The 15,731-nt window shown below is 58.4% G+C and carries 18 protein-coding genes; 10 read left to right on the top strand and 8 right to left on the bottom strand.

From position 1 onward, the window contains the following. Positions 1-138: 138 nt before the first annotated feature. The 6 genes from hisB (at position 139) to V6L79_RS01750 (ending at position 4,013) form a co-directional block, all read left to right on the top strand. Positions 139-732 (top strand): imidazoleglycerol-phosphate dehydratase HisB, encoded by a 594-nt coding sequence (gene hisB, locus V6L79_RS01775; RefSeq protein ID WP_003438561.1) that lies wholly within the window; start codon positions 139-141, stop codon positions 730-732. Further along, entirely contained in the window at positions 732-1,370 is a 639-nt protein-coding gene (gene hisH, locus V6L79_RS01770; protein WP_261740148.1) for an imidazole glycerol phosphate synthase subunit HisH, read from the top strand. Before hisB ends, hisH begins: the two co-directional genes overlap by 1 nt. Continuing rightward, complete coding sequence (locus tag V6L79_RS01765; RefSeq protein WP_261740147.1) at positions 1,370-1,627, top strand: DUF2164 domain-containing protein; 258 nt, start codon at positions 1,370-1,372, stop codon at positions 1,625-1,627. The genes hisH and V6L79_RS01765 overlap by 1 nt, the downstream gene beginning before the upstream one ends. A gap of 39 nt (positions 1,628-1,666) precedes the next feature. Continuing rightward, the gene (gene hisA, locus V6L79_RS01760; RefSeq protein ID WP_088378464.1) at positions 1,667-2,404 is read left to right on the top strand and encodes a 1-(5-phosphoribosyl)-5-[(5-phosphoribosylamino)methylideneamino]imidazole-4-carboxamide isomerase; all 738 of its coding nucleotides are present in this window, start codon (positions 1,667-1,669) and stop codon (positions 2,402-2,404) included. A 10-nt stretch (positions 2,405-2,414) separates the two neighbouring features. Beyond that, a complete protein-coding gene (hisF, locus tag V6L79_RS01755; protein WP_338579730.1) occupies positions 2,415-3,185 on the top strand; it encodes an imidazole glycerol phosphate synthase subunit HisF in 771 nt (256 codons plus the stop codon). Positions 3,186-3,257: 72 nt separating this feature from the next. Next, entirely contained in the window at positions 3,258-4,013 is a 756-nt protein-coding gene (locus V6L79_RS01750; RefSeq protein WP_261740145.1) for an ABC transporter substrate-binding protein, read from the top strand. Positions 4,014-4,199: 186 nt separating this feature from the next. Here the strand turns inward: V6L79_RS01750 and V6L79_RS01745 are convergent, their stop codons facing one another. The 4 genes from V6L79_RS01745 to gpmI form a co-directional block, all read right to left on the bottom strand. After that, on the bottom strand, positions 4,200-4,982 hold the full coding sequence (locus tag V6L79_RS01745) for a divergent polysaccharide deacetylase family protein (protein WP_261740144.1): 783 nt from the start codon (positions 4,980-4,982) through the stop codon (positions 4,200-4,202). Between the two features lies 1 nt (position 4,983). Further along, on the bottom strand, positions 4,984-6,300 hold the full coding sequence (locus tag V6L79_RS01740; protein WP_261740143.1) for a S41 family peptidase: 1,317 nt from the start codon (positions 6,298-6,300) through the stop codon (positions 4,984-4,986). Between the two features lie 35 nt (positions 6,301-6,335). Next, positions 6,336-7,622 carry a murein hydrolase activator EnvC gene (locus V6L79_RS01735; RefSeq protein ID WP_261740142.1) on the bottom strand — a complete coding sequence of 429 codons (1,287 nt, stop codon included), beginning with the start codon at positions 7,620-7,622 and terminating at the stop codon, positions 6,336-6,338. A 209-nt stretch (positions 7,623-7,831) separates the two neighbouring features. After that, positions 7,832-9,367 (bottom strand): 2,3-bisphosphoglycerate-independent phosphoglycerate mutase, encoded by a 1,536-nt coding sequence (gpmI, locus tag V6L79_RS01730; protein ID WP_261740141.1) that lies wholly within the window; start codon positions 9,365-9,367, stop codon positions 7,832-7,834. 148 nt (positions 9,368-9,515) lie between these two features. Between gpmI and V6L79_RS01725 the strand changes: the two genes are divergently transcribed. From V6L79_RS01725 to secB, 3 genes are read left to right on the top strand one after another with little or no spacing between them, the layout of a single operon-like run. Next, positions 9,516-9,929 carry a rhodanese-like domain-containing protein gene (locus V6L79_RS01725; RefSeq protein ID WP_048360501.1) on the top strand — a complete coding sequence of 138 codons (414 nt, stop codon included), beginning with the start codon at positions 9,516-9,518 and terminating at the stop codon, positions 9,927-9,929. A 2-nt stretch (positions 9,930-9,931) separates the two neighbouring features. Further along, positions 9,932-10,186, top strand: a complete 255-nt coding sequence (gene grxC, locus V6L79_RS01720; protein ID WP_261740140.1) for a glutaredoxin 3 — start codon at positions 9,932-9,934, stop codon at positions 10,184-10,186. Positions 10,187-10,227: 41 nt separating this feature from the next. Continuing rightward, positions 10,228-10,713: a protein-export chaperone SecB gene (gene secB, locus V6L79_RS01715; RefSeq protein ID WP_095027950.1), complete on the top strand. Its 486-nt coding sequence runs from the start codon at positions 10,228-10,230 to the stop codon at positions 10,711-10,713. Positions 10,714-10,886: 173 nt separating this feature from the next. Here the strand turns inward: secB and V6L79_RS01710 are convergent, their stop codons facing one another. Further along, the gene (locus V6L79_RS01710) at positions 10,887-11,342 is read right to left on the bottom strand and encodes a tRNA (cytidine(34)-2'-O)-methyltransferase (protein ID WP_261740139.1); all 456 of its coding nucleotides are present in this window, start codon (positions 11,340-11,342) and stop codon (positions 10,887-10,889) included. Between V6L79_RS01710 and V6L79_RS01705 the strand changes: the two genes are divergently transcribed. Further along, positions 11,341-11,778, top strand: coding sequence for a hypothetical protein (locus V6L79_RS01705; protein WP_321835004.1), 438 nt, complete (start codon positions 11,341-11,343; stop codon positions 11,776-11,778). The two genes, V6L79_RS01710 and V6L79_RS01705, sit on opposite strands and share 2 nt — an antisense overlap. Positions 11,779-12,221: 443 nt before the next feature. Here V6L79_RS01705 and ntrC read toward each other — a convergent pair whose 3' ends face one another. The 3 genes from ntrC to V6L79_RS01690 form a co-directional block, all read right to left on the bottom strand. Continuing rightward, positions 12,222-13,655, bottom strand: a complete 1,434-nt coding sequence (gene ntrC, locus V6L79_RS01700) for a nitrogen regulation protein NR(I) (protein WP_261740137.1) — start codon at positions 13,653-13,655, stop codon at positions 12,222-12,224. Further along, complete coding sequence (glnL, locus tag V6L79_RS01695) at positions 13,652-14,737, bottom strand: nitrogen regulation protein NR(II) (RefSeq protein WP_261740136.1); 1,086 nt, start codon at positions 14,735-14,737, stop codon at positions 13,652-13,654. Before glnL ends, ntrC begins: the two co-directional genes overlap by 4 nt. A 422-nt stretch (positions 14,738-15,159) precedes the next feature. Then, positions 15,160-15,579 carry a cupin domain-containing protein gene (locus tag V6L79_RS01690; protein WP_338579729.1) on the bottom strand — a complete coding sequence of 140 codons (420 nt, stop codon included), beginning with the start codon at positions 15,577-15,579 and terminating at the stop codon, positions 15,160-15,162. Positions 15,580-15,731 lie beyond the last annotated feature (152 nt).

Raw genomic sequence — 15,731 nt, 5'->3', positions numbered from 1 at the left:
TATCGCAGCCTTCGGCAGCGGCTACAAAATCCGCAGTAGCCTTCACTCCGTCAGCCACATCACCCTTAATGTTTCTGTTTGCCAGACCCGTGCCTATAATGGCCACCTTTTTCGCCCAATGATTTTGCGGAGCTGGTGATGGCCGAACGTAAGGCGTCAGTCGAGCGCGATACTCTGGAAACCCAGATTAAAGCCTCGATCAACTTGGATGGTACCGGTAAGGCCCGATTTGATATCGGTGTTCCTTTTCTTGAGCACATGCTCGACCAGATCGCCCGACATGGGTTGATCGACCTGGACATCGAGTGCAAAGGCGACCTGCATATCGACGATCACCATACCGTCGAGGATGTTGGCATTACCTTGGGTAAAGCCTTCAGCCAGGCTGTCGGCGATAAAAAAGGCATGACCCGTTACGGTCACGCCTACGTCCCGCTGGATGAAGCGCTGTCGCGTGTGGTTATCGACTTTTCCGGTCGTCCAGGCCTGCAAATGCATGTGCCTTACACCCGCGCCACGGTAGGCGGCTTTGACGTTGACCTGTTCCAGGAGTTCTTCCAGGGTTTCGTCAACCACGCCAACGTCAGCCTGCACATCGACAACCTGCGCGGCACCAACACCCACCACCAGATCGAAACCGTGTTCAAGGCTTTTGGCCGCGCGTTGCGTATGGCGGTTGCGCTGGATGAGCGTATGGCCGGGCAAATGCCATCGACCAAGGGCGTGCTCTGATGCAGACAGTGGCGGTAATCGATTACGGCATGGGTAACCTGCACTCGGTGGCCAAGGCGCTGGAGCACGTGGGCGCCGGTCGGGTGCTGATTACCAGCGACGCCAACGTGATTCGCGAAGCAGATCGCGTGGTGTTTCCGGGTGTGGGCGCGATTCGCGACTGCATGGCGGAAATCCGTCGACTGGGTTTCGACTCGCTGGTGCGTGAAGTCAGCCAGGACCGTCCGTTCCTCGGTATCTGCGTGGGCATGCAAGCCTTGCTCGACAGCAGTGAAGAGAACGGTGGCGTTGATTGCATCGGCCTGTTCCCCGGCGCCGTCAAGTTCTTCGGCAAGGATCTGCATGAAGACGGCGAGCACCTCAAGGTGCCGCACATGGGCTGGAACGAGGTGCAGCAAAAAGTCGATCACCCGCTGTGGCACGGCATCCCCGACCTTGCGCGTTTCTACTTTGTACACAGCTACTACATTGCGGCGGGCAATCCTCGCCAGGTAGTGGGGGGCGGGCATTACGGCGTCGATTTTGCCGCAGCGTTGGCCGAGGGCTCGCGCTTCGCGGTGCAGTTCCACCCGGAAAAAAGCCATACCCACGGCTTGCAGTTGCTGGAAAACTTCGTGGCCTGGGATGGTCGCTGGTAATGGCGCCTCGCAAGAAGCCGCCGATTCTCACGCTCACCCCCGAGCAAGAGAACGAAGCCAACAGCAAGATCAAACGCTTTATGGAAGACCGCTTCGAACTGGACCTGGGTTCATTCGAAGCGGCTGAAATCCTTGAGCTGTTCACACGCGAAATCGCGCCGCATTACTACAATCGCGCGATTTTCGATGTGCAGACGCACCTCAAAGAGAGGTTCGAGAGCATCGAAAGCGACTTGTGGGCGCTCGAGAAGAACTGATTTCCGAGTCTCAGACTCCCGAATTTGAAGGTTTGCCATATGCTGATTATTCCCGCTATCGATCTTAAAGACGGTGCTTGTGTACGTCTGCGCCAAGGCCGTATGGAAGACTCCACGGTGTTCTCCGATGACCCGGTGAGCATGGCTGCCAAATGGGTAGAGGGCGGTTGCCGCCGTCTGCATCTGGTCGACCTGAACGGCGCCTTTGAAGGCCAGCCGGTCAACGGCGAAGTGGTTACGGCGATTGCCAAGCTGTACCCGCATCTGCCGATCCAGATCGGCGGCGGTATTCGCTCGCTGGAAACCATCGAGCATTACGTCAAGGCGGGCGTTAGTTACGTGATTCTGGGCACCAAAGCGGTGAAGAACCCCGAGTTCGTGGCTGAGGCGTGCCGTGCATTCCCCGGCAAGATCATTGTCGGCATGGACGCCAAAGACGGTTTCGTCGCCACCGACGGCTGGGCTGAAGTCAGCACCGTACAGGTCATCGACCTGGCCAAGCGTTTTGAAGCAGACGGCGTGTCGGCCATCGTTTATACCGACATCGCCAAAGACGGCATGATGCAGGGCTGCAACGTGAGCTACACCGCTGCGCTGGCCGCTGCGACCAGCATCCCGGTGATCGCTTCGGGCGGCATCCACAATCTGGGTGATATCAAAGCCCTGATGGACGCCAAGGCTCCGGGCATCGTGGGCGCCATCACCGGCCGTGCAATCTATGAAGGCACGCTGGATGTGGCCGAGGCGCAAGCCTTCTGCGACAGCTACAAGGCCTGAGGAGAGACCCATGGCGCTGGCCAAACGCATCATCCCTTGCCTGGACGTGGATAACGGCCGGGTTGTAAAGGGCGTCAAATTCGAGAACATTCGCGATGCTGGCGACCCGGTAGAAATCGCCCGTCGCTACGACGAGCAGGGTGCTGACGAGATTACCTTTCTCGACATCACTGCCAGCGTCGATGGCCGCGACACCACCTTGCATACCGTCGAGCGCATGGCCAGCCAGGTTTTTATCCCGCTGACCGTGGGCGGTGGCGTGCGCTGCATCCAGGACATCCGCAACCTGCTCAATGCTGGTGCGGACAAAGTCTCGATCAATACTGCAGCGGTGTTTAATCCGGAGTTTGTGGGTGAAGCGGCGCAGCATTTTGGTTCGCAGTGCATCGTGGTGGCGATTGATGCGAAAAAAGTCTCACTGCCGGGCGAGACCCCGCGTTGGGAAATCTTCACTCATGGCGGGCGCAAGCCAACCGGGCTCGATGCAGTCGAGTGGGCGATGAAGATGGAAGGTCTGGGGGCTGGCGAGATTTTGCTGACCAGCATGGACCAGGACGGCATGAAGAGCGGTTTCGACCTGGGCGTGACCCGTGCCATCAGCGATGCGCTGGGCATTCCGGTGATTGCCTCGGGGGGTGTTGGCAACTTGCAGCATCTGGCCGACGGCATTATCGAAGGTCACGCCAGTGCGGTACTGGCGGCGAGTATTTTCCACTTTGGCGAATACACCGTGCCAGAGGCCAAGGCGTACATGGCTGAGCGCGGGATCGTGGTCCGTTAAGGCCAAAGGCTACTGGACAGCATGGCGTGCCCACGGCACTCTTGAGCACGCCATGGATTTAGGTCGCCTGTCATGTTTAAACGCTTTTTGCTCGTTCTCGCCGGTTCCACTCTGTGGCTGGCGAGTACCGCTTCTGCGGTTGATGCATCGCATTCATCGATAGTGTTGCTGACTGAAAACTTCCCGCCTTACAACATGGCCAAAAACGGCAAAAATTTCGCGCAAAACGAAAATATTGAAGGTATCGCCGTCGATATCCTGCGCGAAACCTTTAAACGTGCCGACATCCCCTACAGCATGACCTTGCGTTTCCCTTGGGAGCGTATCTATCACCTTGCCCTCGAAAACCCCGGCTACGGCGTGTTTGTCACAGCTCGCGTGCCCGAGCGTGAAACGCTGTTCAAGTGGGTCGGGCCGATTGGCCCGGATGACTGGGTGTTGCTGGCTCGAGGGGATAGCCCGATTACCCTGACCTCGCTGGAGCAGGCCCGCCAATACCGGGTGGGAGCTTACAAAGGCGACGCTATTGCCTTGTCCCTGGAAAAGCAGGGGCTGGCGCCGGTGATTGTGTTGCGCGATCAGGACAACGCACGCAAGTTGCAGGCTGGGCAAATCGACTTGTGGGCCACGGGTGCTCCCGCGGGGCAGTTTTTGGCGCGTCAGGTGGGGATTTCCGGGTTCAAGACGGTGTTGCGTTTTAATCAGGCCGAACTGTTTTTGGCGTTGAACAAGGATGTACCGGACGAGGTGGTGAACAAGTTGCAGAAGGCACTGGACCAGTTAAAGGCTGAGGGTGTGGTCGAGAAGATCCGTGCGAAGTATCTGTAAAAAACGCACTAAAACCCTGTAGCAGCTGCCGAAGGAACGAGGCTGCGTTCGGGTGCGCAGCGCCCGTAAATGCTGAATCCGAGATTTATGTGAGCCACCGCAGTGCTTGGTTTTGCGGCTGCTGCGCAACCGAACGCAGCCTCGTTCCTTCGGCAGCTGCTACGAAATTGACGTACAGCGCAGCAGTCAGCGGTAAACCCCATCCTTCCCATGCCCGGCCATTGCCTTGTTGCTGCGCACGCCGATCATTTGTTTGATATCAATCCAGTCGATGCCCTGGGCCTTGAGCTTTGGCAACTCGCGCTCCAGCACCGCCAGAGTCTGTGGGTAGGGATGGCCGATCATTACGGCTGAGCCTTGTTTGTGCGCCAGCTTGATCGCGGTTTCCAGTTGTTTGGTGATCGCCTGTTCGGTGCGCACGTCATCGAGAAACACATCGCGTGAGACGCTGGCCAGGCCGATCTTTTGCGCCTCGGCTGCGGCAACCGTCTGCGCGCTGGTGCGACTGTCGACAAAGAACTTGTGGCGCTGCTGCAAATTACCCATCAGCCAGGCCATCGCCTGCGGCTGGGATGTCATGCGGCTGCCCATATGGTTGTTGATACCACTGGTGTAGGGCACGGCCTTGAACGCGGCGTTGAGGCGCTTTTCAAGTTCCTCCATGGGCAAGTCCGGATGCCAGGCAAAAGGCCCGGTGGCCGGGTCCATCGGCATATGCAGGATGACGATTTTGCCTGCCTTGTGGGCCTCGCGAGCGAATTCGGCCGCGTGGGGCGTGTCGGGCATCACGGCGGTGGTGACCGGGCCGGGCAAGGCCAGCACGCGGCGGTCGCGTGGCAGGTTTTGCCCAAGGTCATCAATGATCAGGCTCAGGTAAGCCTTGTGTGGCGTGGCGGGTGTGCCAGCCGGGGCCGCATGGGCGGCACCGGTCAGGCAGCAGAGCAGGGCGAAAGCCAGAGACAGACGCACCTCAGTTGCCGCGTGTGATGCTCAAGCCTTTAAGCAGGCTCAGGGCCTGGCTCAGCTGGAAGTCATCGTCCTGCGGCATGGGCTTGGCTTTAGGGTTGGAGCCGGTGGGTTTGTCAGCACCGCCATTGCCATTGCCGAGGTGACCTTGCAGGTCGGCTTCTTTGTAGTACTCGGTGTCTTGCTCGCGGGTGATCTTGGCGCGGCTGACTTCGATGTCCGGAACAATGCCCTGGGCCTGAATCGAGCGCCCGTTCGGGGTGAAGTACAACGCCGTGGTGATTTTCAGCGCACGGTCATTGTTCAGTGGCAGCACGGTTTGCACCGAGCCTTTACCGAAGCTGGTCGTGCCCATCACCACGCCGCGTTTTTGATCCTGCAGGGCACCGGCGACGATCTCGGACGCCGAAGCGCTGCCGCCGTTGATCAGCACCACCAAAGGTACGTTCTCGCTCAGGTCTTTGCCGGTTGCCGAGAAGCGCAGCTCGGAGTTGGCGATACGGCCCTTGGTGTAGACGATCAGGCCTTTGGTGATGAAGTGATCGACCACTTCTACCGCCGATTGCAGCACGCCACCCGGGTTGTTACGCAGGTCGAGGATGATGCCCTTGAGGCGCTTGTTGCCGTTTTCTCTGCGCAGTTTTGACAGTGCAGAGGCGACTTCTTCGCCGGTCTTGACCTGGAACTGGGTGATGCGGATATAGCCGTAGCCGTCTTCAAGCAACTGGGCCTTGACGCTTTTTACCTGAATATTGGCGCGGGTCAGGGTCACGTCAAACGGCGTGCCGCCATTGCGCACCAGGGTCAGGGTGATTTTTTGGCCGATCTTGCCGCGCATTTTATCCACGGCTTCGGTCATGCTCAGGCCACGGGTGGGCTGACCATTGATCTTGACGATAAAGTCGCCCGCCTGAATACCGGCCTTGCTCGCAGGGGTGTCGTCGATCGGTGAGACGATTTTGATATTGCCGTCTTCGGAACCGACCTCGATACCTAGCCCGCCAAACTCGCCGCTGGTGCTTTCCTGCAGCTCGGCGAAATCTTCGGGGCCCAGGTACGCGGAGTGCGGATCGAGGTTACTGAGCATGCCTTTGATGGCATTCTCGAGCAGGGTTTTATCGTCTACGGGTTCAACATACGCAGCCTTGATCCGGTCCATGACCTCGGCAAATGTGCGCAGCTCTTCCAGGGGCAGCGGAGCCTTGGTACTGGCTGCGGCACCTGCTGGCTGAATGCTCGGCTCGGCAGCAAATGCCATCGGCGAGCCGATCACCAGAGCGATCGTCAGGGCCAGCGAGTTGAGGCGGGACAAATGCGGCATGTTGAGCGAACTCCTACGTATTAAAGGTGATGGACTCATCCCTGAGTGCGACACCATTGTGCAGGATCGCTTGGGCGCCCCTGCTGACGAATAGCAAAATACAGTGCTGGCGTGGCTTGACCGCCGCTGTTGCCCACGGTGGAAATTACTTCGCCGGCCTTGACGATATCTCCGGCCGACTTGAGCAACGTCTGATTGTGGCCATACAAGCTTAAGTAACCATTACCGTGATCCAGAATTACCAACTGGCCTGCGCCACGCAGCCAGTCGGCAAACACCACGCGACCGCCATGTACGGCGTGAACCTGACTGCCAGCGGCGGCGCTGATCATCACGCCGTCCCACTTGGTACGCGAATCATCGCCACGGGTTTCACCGAAGCGGGCAAGCAATCGACCATCAACTGGCCACGGAAGTTTGCCCCGGGCTTGAGAAAAAACACCGCCGTAAGAAGCACCGGCACTCGACACCAGTGCGCCGGGTGTTGATTTGACCGCTTTGCGCGGGGCGTCGGTAACAACCGATTCAGCCTCGCGCTGGCGTTTTTTCTCGGCTTCCTGCTGCGCGATCAAGGCTTTCTGGCGCGCCTCTTCGGCTTCGCGGGCCTGACGGGCAAGGGTTTCCTCGATGGTCTTGAGGACTTTAGCCAGATCGGCCTGATCCTGCTCGCGGGCTTGCAACTTTTGATCGCGGTCTTTTACGTCGGTATTAAGCTTGGCCAGTACTTGCTGGCGCTCTGCGCGCACTTTGTCGAGTTCTGCGCGCTGGGTCTCCAGGCTGCTTTTCTGGGTCAGCAGTTGCGCCTGTTGCAGGTTGATATCAGCTTCGACATTGGCCAGTTGGCGCAGGGTTTCGTTGAAACCCTTGAGCTGCTCCAGACGAGCCTGGCTCAGGTAATCGTAATAGGTGAGGGTTCGGGCGAACTTCTCGGGATTTTGCTGGTTGAGCAGCAGTTTCAGGTATTCCTGACGGCCACCCTGATAGGCGGCACGGGCCTGAATGGCGATCAGGCGTTGCTGTTCAAGTTTTGCGCTGTGGAGTTTTTTTTTCTCGCTATCGAGGCGCAGCAGCTCGCCTTCACTCTTTTTTAGTTCTTGTTGCAGGGTTTCTACCTGCTTCTCCAGTTTGCCGATTTCGGTTTCGGTGCCGCGCAGGTCTTTCTGCACGCCGGATTTTTCTTCCTGGAGCTTGCCGAGGAGCTTTTTCAGCTCGCCGATATCCTGGCGCGTGGCGTCCAGCTGCTGTTGGGTTTGCGCGCGCTCGTCGGCAAACGCCGGTTGGAGCAGGCATGCGAAGGTCAGGGCTATAAGGGCGCGAAGCATGGGGCGGGCGACACCTGGGGAACGGGACGGCCTAGTATGCCCGCCCTCGTCACCTATAAGAAATGGATGAAGGTGAAATTGTGATGAAACGGCCGGCCCCTGTGGGAGCGAGCCCGCTCGCGAATGTCGTTAACGATAGCGTGTGTTGATTGGATCATCGCGGCGCGCTTGAGACCTTCGCGAGCAGGCTCGCTCCCACAGGTTTTAATTTAAGCGTCGAGCAGAATCGATTTGCCGGTCATTTCTTCAGGCTGTGGCAGACCCAGCAGCTTGAGCATGGTCGGTGCCACATCGGCCAGTACACCGCCTTCGCGGACCTTGAGTGCACGCTTGCCCACGTAAATGAACGGTACGGGTTCACAGGTGTGGGCAGTATGAGCCTGACCGGTAGTGTCATCGGACATCTGCTCAACGTTGCCGTGGTCAGCCGTGATCAGGGCTTCGCCGCCGACTTTTTCCAGCGCCTCGACAATCCGTCCCACGCACGCGTCCAGGCACTCAACCGCTTTAACGGCTGCGTCGAACACGCCGCTGTGGCCAACCATATCGCCGTTGGCGTAGTTGACCACGATCACGTCATAACGCTGGTTTTCGATGGCATCGACGATATGGTCGGTGACTTCGGGAGCGCTCATTTCCGGCTGCAGGTCGTAGGTGGCAACTTTCGGCGACGGCACCAGAATGCGCTCTTCACCCGGAAACGGTTCTTCACGCCCGCCCGAGAAGAAGAAAGTAACGTGGGCGTATTTTTCGGTTTCGGCGATGCGCAGCTGGGTTTTGCCGTTTTTGGCCAGGTAATCGCCGAGTACGTTCTCAAGGCTGCCGGGCGCAAATGCGCTTGGCGCGGGGATGCTGGCAGCGTATTGGGTCAACATCACAAAACCGGCCAGTTTTGGCTGACGGGCACGTGCGAAGGCGTTGAAATCGTCTTCAACGAACACGCGGGTCAGTTCGCGGGCGCGGTCGGCACGGAAGTTCATAAAGACCACGGCGTCGCCGTCTTCCACTTTCACCGGCTCGCCGAGGGTCGTGGCTTTAACGAATTCGTCGCTCTCGCCACGGGCGTAAGCAGCCTCCAGACCTTCCTGGGCCGTGGTGGCGTTGAATTCGCCCTTGCCATCGACGATCAGGTTGTAGGCCTGCTCTACACGGTCCCAGCGATTGTCGCGGTCCATAGCGAAGTAGCGGCCAATCAAACTGGCGATACGGCCTTTGCCGAGAGCCTTGAACGCTTCATCCAGTAATTCGATGGACGATGCAGCGCTTTTTGGCGGTGTATCGCGGCCATCGAGGAAGGCGTGCAGGTAGATTTTTTCTGCACCGCGTTTGAATGCCAGTTCGGCCATCGCAATCAGGTGGTCCTGGTGGCTGTGAACGCCGCCATCAGACAGCAAACCGAGAATATGCACGGCCTTGCCTGCGCTCACTGCCTTGTCGACAGCGGCGCAGATGGTCGGGTTTTCAAAAAACTCGCCATCACGGATCGATTTGGTGACGCGGGTGAAATCCTGATACACCACGCGGCCGGCGCCCAGGTTCATGTGGCCAACCTCGGAGTTGCCCATCTGGCCGTCCGGCAGGCCGACATCCATGCCCGAACCTGAGATCAGGCCGTTTGGCATGCTCGCGCAAAGACGATCCAGCACCGGTTTCTTGGCCGAATAAACGGCGTTGTATTCGTGACTTTCACTGTGACCGAAGCCATCCAGGATGATCAGGACCAAAGGTTTAGGCGTGGTAGTCATAGATCCCACTCGTGGCTGGTTTAATAGAAGGTATGAAGAGGACGCGCAGTTTAAAGCGAAGTTCATGTGGCGTCACCGCCGGGCGGGGTTTGGCCGACCAAGGTGGCTGTGTATACTGGCCCACATTTTACGACCCTGGAACCTTCTGATGGTTGAGCACCTGATTGCATTTGCGACTTCTCACTACCTGCTTGTAGGCGCGTTTGTCATCCTGCTGGCGTTGCTGATCACCCACGAAATAAGCCGTGGCGGGCGCAGCATCAGCACTGGCGAGCTGACCGGTCTGGTCAATCGCGACGAAGGCGTGGTGATTGATATTCGTCCGGCCAAGGACTTTGCTGCCGGCCACATCGTGGGTGCACTGAACATTCCACAAGACAAGCTGATGGCGCGCATTGCCGAGCTGGACAAGCACAAGGGCAAAACCATTATCCTGGTTGACGCTCAGGGCCAGCATTCGGGCTCCCACGCTCGTGAGCTGCTCAAGGCTGGTCACAACGCGGCCAAGCTGTCTGGCGGCATCTCCAGCTGGCGCGCCGACAACCTGCCAGTGGTGAAGTAAGCATGTCCAAGGTCATCGTTTACTCCAGCGACTACTGCCCTTACTGCATGCGGGCCAAGGCTCTGCTTGAGAAAAAGGGCACTGCCTTCGAAGAAATCAAGGTCGACGGCAAGCCTCAGATACGTGCCGAGATGGCTCAGAAGGCAGGTCGTACGTCGGTCCCGCAAATCTGGATCGGCGACAAGCATATTGGCGGATGCGATGACCTGTTTGCTCTGGAACGCGCAGGTAAATTGGATGCGCTGCTGAACGTCTGACTCTCATTCTCTATAAGCCCCAAGATCAACAAGGATCTGTGATGACTGACCAACAGAACACCGCTGCTGTTAGCGATGAAGACTCCGCTCCACAATTCTCCCTGCAGCGCATCTACGTGCGTGACCTGTCGTTCGAGGCCCCAAAAAGCCCGGCGATCTTCCGTCAGCAGTGGGAACCGAGCGTTGGCCTGGATCTGAACACTCGTCAAAAGCCACTGGAAGGTGACTTCCACGAAGTGGTTCTGACCCTGTCGGTTACCGTGAAAAACGGTGACGAAGTGGCGTTTATTGCTGAAGTTCAGCAGGCTGGCATCTTCCTGATCAAAAACCTTGATCCAGCGTCGATGAACCACACCCTGGGCGCGTTCTGCCCGAACATCCTGTTCCCGTATGCCCGTGAAACCCTGGACAGCCTGGTAACTCGTGGCTCGTTCCCGGCACTGATGCTGGCTCCGGTGAACTTCGATGCCCTGTACGCGCAAGAATTGCAGCGCATGCAGGAAGAAGGCTCGCCGACTGTTCAATAAACAGTCGTTGCCGAAAAAAGCGCCTGAGGGCGCTTTTTTTTGGGTATGTCGAAGACTCTGTGGGAGCGAGCCTGCTCGCGAAGTTCGTTAACGATAGCGCGCGGGTGATGTTGAATCACCAGTTCTTGACGCCTTCGCGAGCAGGCTCGCTCCCACAGATAACGGGATGTGAATTACTTGAAACCCAGTTGCCGCCAGGCTTCGTACACGGCAACCGCCACGGTGTTGGACAGGTTCAGGCTGCGGCAGCCTTCGCGCATCGGCAGGCGCAGGCGATGTTCTCCATCCAGTGCATCGAGCACTTCGGGTGGCAGGCCACGGCTCTCCGGGCCGAAGATAAACGCATCGCCCTCGGCAAACTGCGCGTCGTGAAACGGCTTGGAGCCTTTGGTGGTAAAGGCAAACAGGCGCGGGTGGCCCAGGCTTTCAAGGCAACTGGCCAGGTCGGCATGGCGCTTGAGCGGCGCGTACTCGTGGTAATCGAGCCCGGCCCGGCGCAAGCGCTTGTCGTCCAGCTCAAAACCGATTGGCTCGATCAAATGCAGGTGGCAGCCGCTGTTGGCGCACAGCCTGATAATGTTGCCGGTATTCGGCGGAATTTCTGGTTGAAAAAGGATGACGTGAAACATGCACGGCTCCGAACTTAAAGATGGGCAGCATTCTACGCCTGAAGAAGACCCGCGACCGAAACTATGGCCGCGGGTTTTAGGTTCTTTGGCGATAGTCGGTGTGATGGTCGGGATGATGATCGGTCGTTTGACCGCGCCAACGCCGGTTGAACTGCAACAGGTGGACGTGCTCGCGGGTGGCCTGGTGGTGTGGTTCAACGACGAGCCCAAGTGGCATGGTGAGCTGGTCGACGGCACGCTGGGGTTGTTGTTTGATGCCAAGGGCAAGCTTCAGAACGGCCAGTTGATGCTTAACGGCAAGAATGTGAATTGGCGGCTGCGGCGTACTGATGGGGGGTTGTTGCTGACTCTGGTGGCGGCCCGCCCCTTGCAGGGTGACTGGGCCGGTGCGCCGCAGGATGGGCGCTGGCGATTGCAGGTGAACCTGCGCGAGTAATAAAAGAGGGAATTCCAGCCTGCCTGTACCGGGTTCCCCAAAAGCGGTGTGCGCGTTGATGCAAAAGGCATCAAGGCTGCGGGTGTAAAAGTGGGGAGTCTTGACCTGCCTGTATCAAGGTCCCCTAAAGCGTTGTTGCTTGTTATAGGTATTGCAGGGGGCGTGCCAGGTTTTGATTTTTTGTAAAAGTTGCCTGATGCATACGCAAAAGCCCCGGAATCCGGGGCTTTTGCGTATGGTGTGACTGGTTTCTCGGGTGGTGTGGCTGTAACCATTGATTTAGAGCGGTGCGCGTTAATAGTGCGGGTTGCTTTAGGGTGGTGCGGTCAGGCTTTTGTGGGAGCGGGCTTGCTCGCGATGGCATCACTGCGGTTTTACAGGAAAACCGCGTCACTCCTATCGCGAGCAAGCCCGCTCCCACAGGGAAGGTGTGTGGCAGGTACTTAAGCTTCGTCGCTGTCATCCTCGTCGCCATCGATCTTCATGCCCAGTTCCTTGATTTTGCGAGTCAGGGTGTTGCGGCCCCAGCCCAGCAGCACGGCGGCATCGCGGCGTCGGCCTGCGGTGTGCTTGAGCGCGGTCTCGATCATGATGCGCTCAAAGGTAGGCACTGCACTGTCGAGCAAATTGGACTGGCCACGGCCCAGCGCCTGGTCGGCCCACTGGCGCAGCGCTTGCTCCCAGTTGGTCACTGGAGAAGTGTCCTGCTGCAGGTTCAGCAGTTCGGGCGGCAAGTCGCTGATATGCACTTCGCGGCCCGAAGCCATTACCGTGATCCAGCGGCAGGTGTTTTCAAGCTGGCGCACGTTGCCTGGCCACGGCAGGTTTTTCAGGTATTGCTCGGTTTCGGCCTTCAGCAGCTTGGGCTCCACGGACAGCTCTTGCGCGGCGCTGCTGAGAAAGTGCCGGGCCAGGGTCGGAATGTCTTCGCGACGGTCCGACAGGCGCGGGATATGGATGCGGATCACGTTCAGACGGTGGAACAAGTCTTCGCGAAACTTGCCAGCCTGTACCAGGGTTTCGAGGTTCTGGTGGGTAGCAGCGATGATCCGTACGTCGACCTTGACCGGCGTGTGGCCGCCAACCCGGTAGAACTCGCCATCGGCCAGAACCCGCAGCAGACGGGTTTGGGTGTCGGCAGGCATGTCGCCGATTTCATCCAGGAACAGCGTACCGCCATCGGCTTGCTCAAAACGGCCCCTGCGCAGGTTCGCGGCTCCGGTGAAGGCACCTTTTTCGTGGCCGAACAGTTCGGACTCCATCAGGTCCTTGGGGATCGCTGCCATGTTCAACGCAATAAACGGCGACGCGGCCCGTGGGCTGTGGCGGTGCAGGGCGTGGGCCACCAACTCCTTGCCTGTGCCCGACTCGCCGTTGATCAGAACCGTGATGTTTGAATGGCTAAGGCGGCCAATGGCGCGGAACACCTCCTGCATCGCCGGCGCTTCGCCGATGATTTCCGGGGTTCTGGCCAGTGCTGGAACCACTGTCAGGCCTTGTTGTTCCTGAGCGTGCTGGTTGGCACGTTTGACCAGTGATACGGCTTCATCGACATCAAATGGCTTGGGCAGGTATTCAAACGCACCACCTTGATAGGAGGCCACGGCGCTGTCCAGGTCGGAATGAGCGGTCATGATGATCACGGGCAGACGGGGGTGCTGTTCGCGAATCTTGGCCAGCAAGTCCAGGCCGCTGGAGCCAGGCATACGGATGTCGGAAATAATGACATCGGGCTGCTGGCGAGCCAGGCGACTCATCACGCCATCGGCGCTGTCGAAGCTTTGTGTGGTCATGCCTTCCTGTTGCAAGGCTTTTTCCAGGACCCAGCGGATAGAACGGTCGTCGTCGACGATCCACACGGTTTCACTTCGGCTCATGTCGATGCGGCTCCTTGTTCCAGTGGTAGAAAGATCGAGAAGAGTGTGTGGCCGGGGTGGCTTTCACACTCGATCAACCCCTGGTGCTGACTGATGATGTTCTGCGTGATGGCTAGGCCCAGCCCGGTGCCATCAGGGCGGCCGCTGACCATCGGGAAGAACAGGGTGTCTTGCAACTCGGCTGGGATGCCCGGCCCGTTGTCGATAATTTCGATTTTGGTGACCAGTCGGTGGCGCACATGACCAATGGTGAACTGGCGCATGGCGCGGGTACGCAGGCTGATGCGGCCCAGACGCAGCTCGTTCTGGCTGCCGATGGCCTGCATCGCGTTGCGCACGATATTGAGTACTGCCTGGATCATTTGTTCACGGTCGATCAGCAGGTCGGGCAGGCTCGGATCATAGTCACGCACCAAAGTGATGCTGCCCTGTGTCTCGGCCTCAACCAGATTGCATACGCGCTCCAGCACTTCATGAACATTGGTCATGGCCAGCGAAGGCAGTTTGTTGGAGCCCAGCATGCGGTCGACCAGATTACGCAGGCGGTCGGCCTCTTCGATGATCACGTTGGTGTAGTCGCGCAGGCTTTCGTCGGGCAACTGGCGCGCCAGCAACTGCGCTGCACCGCGAATGCCACCCAGCGGGTTCTTGATTTCATGGGCCAGCCCGCGCACCAGCATCTTGCTGGTTTCCTGTTTGGACAACTGGGCTTCTTCTTTGGTGATGCGCAGCAGCCGGTCGCGTGGGTGGACTTCGAGCAGCAGCATGGTGTCGCCATTGCTCAAGATTGGCGTTACGGCGTAATCCACCGTCAGGTTCTGGCCCGTTAACGAGGTCAACATGGCTTCGCGCTTGGTGAACGGGTGGGCCTGTTCAACCGCTTGGCGCAAGGAATGCAGAGCTTCGGTGGACTCGGTGAACAGCTCGCTGATGAATTGCCCGTGACTGCGTTGTCCGCTGATCGCCAGCAGCATTTCCGCCGCCGGGTTCATGTACTCAAGGCGTAAATCGGCATTGAGTAAAAGCGTGGCAGTGGTCAGGTTATCGAGTAACAGTCGGTGCAGGGCGTCACTGATGGTCATGGGCCGGTCCCGGATTGCGTGCGCGGGTGAGGCGCTGGTGCAAGGAAAATGCAAAAAACAAACCAAGGCTCTGAAAAGAAGCGCGAATCGCCTGAAATAGGGGCTTTGAGCCCGGTTAGGTAGCGCTCTTGATCAGGTTGCGAGCGGTTTTGAACCAAATTGGGCTGGCAAGTGAACATTCTGAACAGCTACTGCACCAATATAGTGCATTGAGGCTGAATAGATTCAGTCCCTTCAAAATACCAGCTGTACGGCAATATTGTTCAGTCACTCTGTGGGAGCGATCTTGCTCGCGAAGGTCGTGAACAATACCGCGCGCTTGCTGGATAACCGTGGCTCTTGGGACCTTCGCGAGCAGGCTCGCTCCCACAGTTGGGCTGATCAAGTGGGGCAGCTCCAGGGAAGAGCTACCCGCGAGGTGCTTACCGGGACAGGGGCATGCCGCTGCCACCGGCATAAAATACGATCAGCTCAACGGGCTTGTTACCGCTGGTTCCGCGGTGGGAGGTCTGCACGACTTCGGGCAGGGCTTCACCTGGGCGTACGGTGATTTTTTGTTGGCTGTCCCTGGTTTCAACCTGCAGCTCGCCTGACAGCACATAGGCCACATTAGGCATGGGGTGCTCGTGCCAATTGAGTGTGGTGTTGGCGGGAATGGTGATTTTGACAACGGTAATTTCAGGCTGGCCGGTGGGGTACGGGGCGTAAGCAGTGCCATCCCAGGTTTCGCCGGTCTTGAGCAGCTGCTCAACCTGTACACCAGATGGTTTGTTGCTGCACCCGAGCAACGCGAGGCAGGCGAGGGGCAGGAGCAAGGCTTTGAGGGTGTGTGCAGGTGTCATGGCAGCGTCCGTTTGAGAAGTCGGCTCAAACTACAGATCGCGCTTTGGGGTGGCTGTCAGGTGTGAGTGAGAAGTTGACCGGGTATTGCTGAGGCTGGTGTAAGACGTTGCGCATAAAAAAAGCCTCCCGTAGGAGGCTTTTTTCAGGTCAC

The sequence above is a fragment of the Pseudomonas sp. ML2-2023-6 genome (assembly GCF_037055265.1).
GTDB classification, from domain to species: Bacteria; Pseudomonadota; Gammaproteobacteria; order Pseudomonadales; family Pseudomonadaceae; genus Aquipseudomonas; species Aquipseudomonas kulmbachensis.
Note: the sequence above shows the minus strand (reverse complement) of the source record. Positions and strands in the feature narration are given on the sequence as shown.

Bases quoted from the DNA above. Each gene is read 5' to 3' on its own strand.
- hisB (WP_003438561.1), top strand. From the start codon at position 139: ATGGCCGAACGTAAGGCGTCAGTCGAGCGCGATACTCTGGAAACCCAG.
- hisH (WP_261740148.1), top strand. From the start codon at position 732: ATGCAGACAGTGGCGGTAATCGATTACGGCATGGGTAACCTGCACTCG.
- V6L79_RS01765 (WP_261740147.1), top strand. From the start codon at position 1,370: ATGGCGCCTCGCAAGAAGCCGCCGATTCTCACGCTCACCCCCGAGCAA.
- hisA (WP_088378464.1), top strand. From the start codon at position 1,667: ATGCTGATTATTCCCGCTATCGATCTTAAAGACGGTGCTTGTGTACGT.
- hisF (WP_338579730.1), top strand. From the start codon at position 2,415: ATGGCGCTGGCCAAACGCATCATCCCTTGCCTGGACGTGGATAACGGC.
- V6L79_RS01750 (WP_261740145.1), top strand. From the start codon at position 3,258: ATGTTTAAACGCTTTTTGCTCGTTCTCGCCGGTTCCACTCTGTGGCTG.
- V6L79_RS01740 (WP_261740143.1), bottom strand. From the start codon at position 6,300: ATGCCGCATTTGTCCCGCCTCAACTCGCTGGCCCTGACGATCGCTCTG.
- V6L79_RS01735 (WP_261740142.1), bottom strand. From the start codon at position 7,622: ATGCTTCGCGCCCTTATAGCCCTGACCTTCGCATGCCTGCTCCAACCG.
- gpmI (WP_261740141.1), bottom strand. From the start codon at position 9,367: ATGACTACCACGCCTAAACCTTTGGTCCTGATCATCCTGGATGGCTTC.
- V6L79_RS01725 (WP_048360501.1), top strand. From the start codon at position 9,516: ATGGTTGAGCACCTGATTGCATTTGCGACTTCTCACTACCTGCTTGTA.
- grxC (WP_261740140.1), top strand. From the start codon at position 9,932: ATGTCCAAGGTCATCGTTTACTCCAGCGACTACTGCCCTTACTGCATG.
- secB (WP_095027950.1), top strand. From the start codon at position 10,228: ATGACTGACCAACAGAACACCGCTGCTGTTAGCGATGAAGACTCCGCT.
- V6L79_RS01705 (WP_321835004.1), top strand. From the start codon at position 11,341: ATGCACGGCTCCGAACTTAAAGATGGGCAGCATTCTACGCCTGAAGAA.
- V6L79_RS01710 (WP_261740139.1), bottom strand. From the start codon at position 11,342: ATGTTTCACGTCATCCTTTTTCAACCAGAAATTCCGCCGAATACCGGC.
- ntrC (WP_261740137.1), bottom strand. From the start codon at position 13,655: ATGAGCCGAAGTGAAACCGTGTGGATCGTCGACGACGACCGTTCTATC.
- glnL (WP_261740136.1), bottom strand. From the start codon at position 14,737: ATGACCATCAGTGACGCCCTGCACCGACTGTTACTCGATAACCTGACC.
- V6L79_RS01690 (WP_338579729.1), bottom strand. From the start codon at position 15,579: ATGACACCTGCACACACCCTCAAAGCCTTGCTCCTGCCCCTCGCCTGC.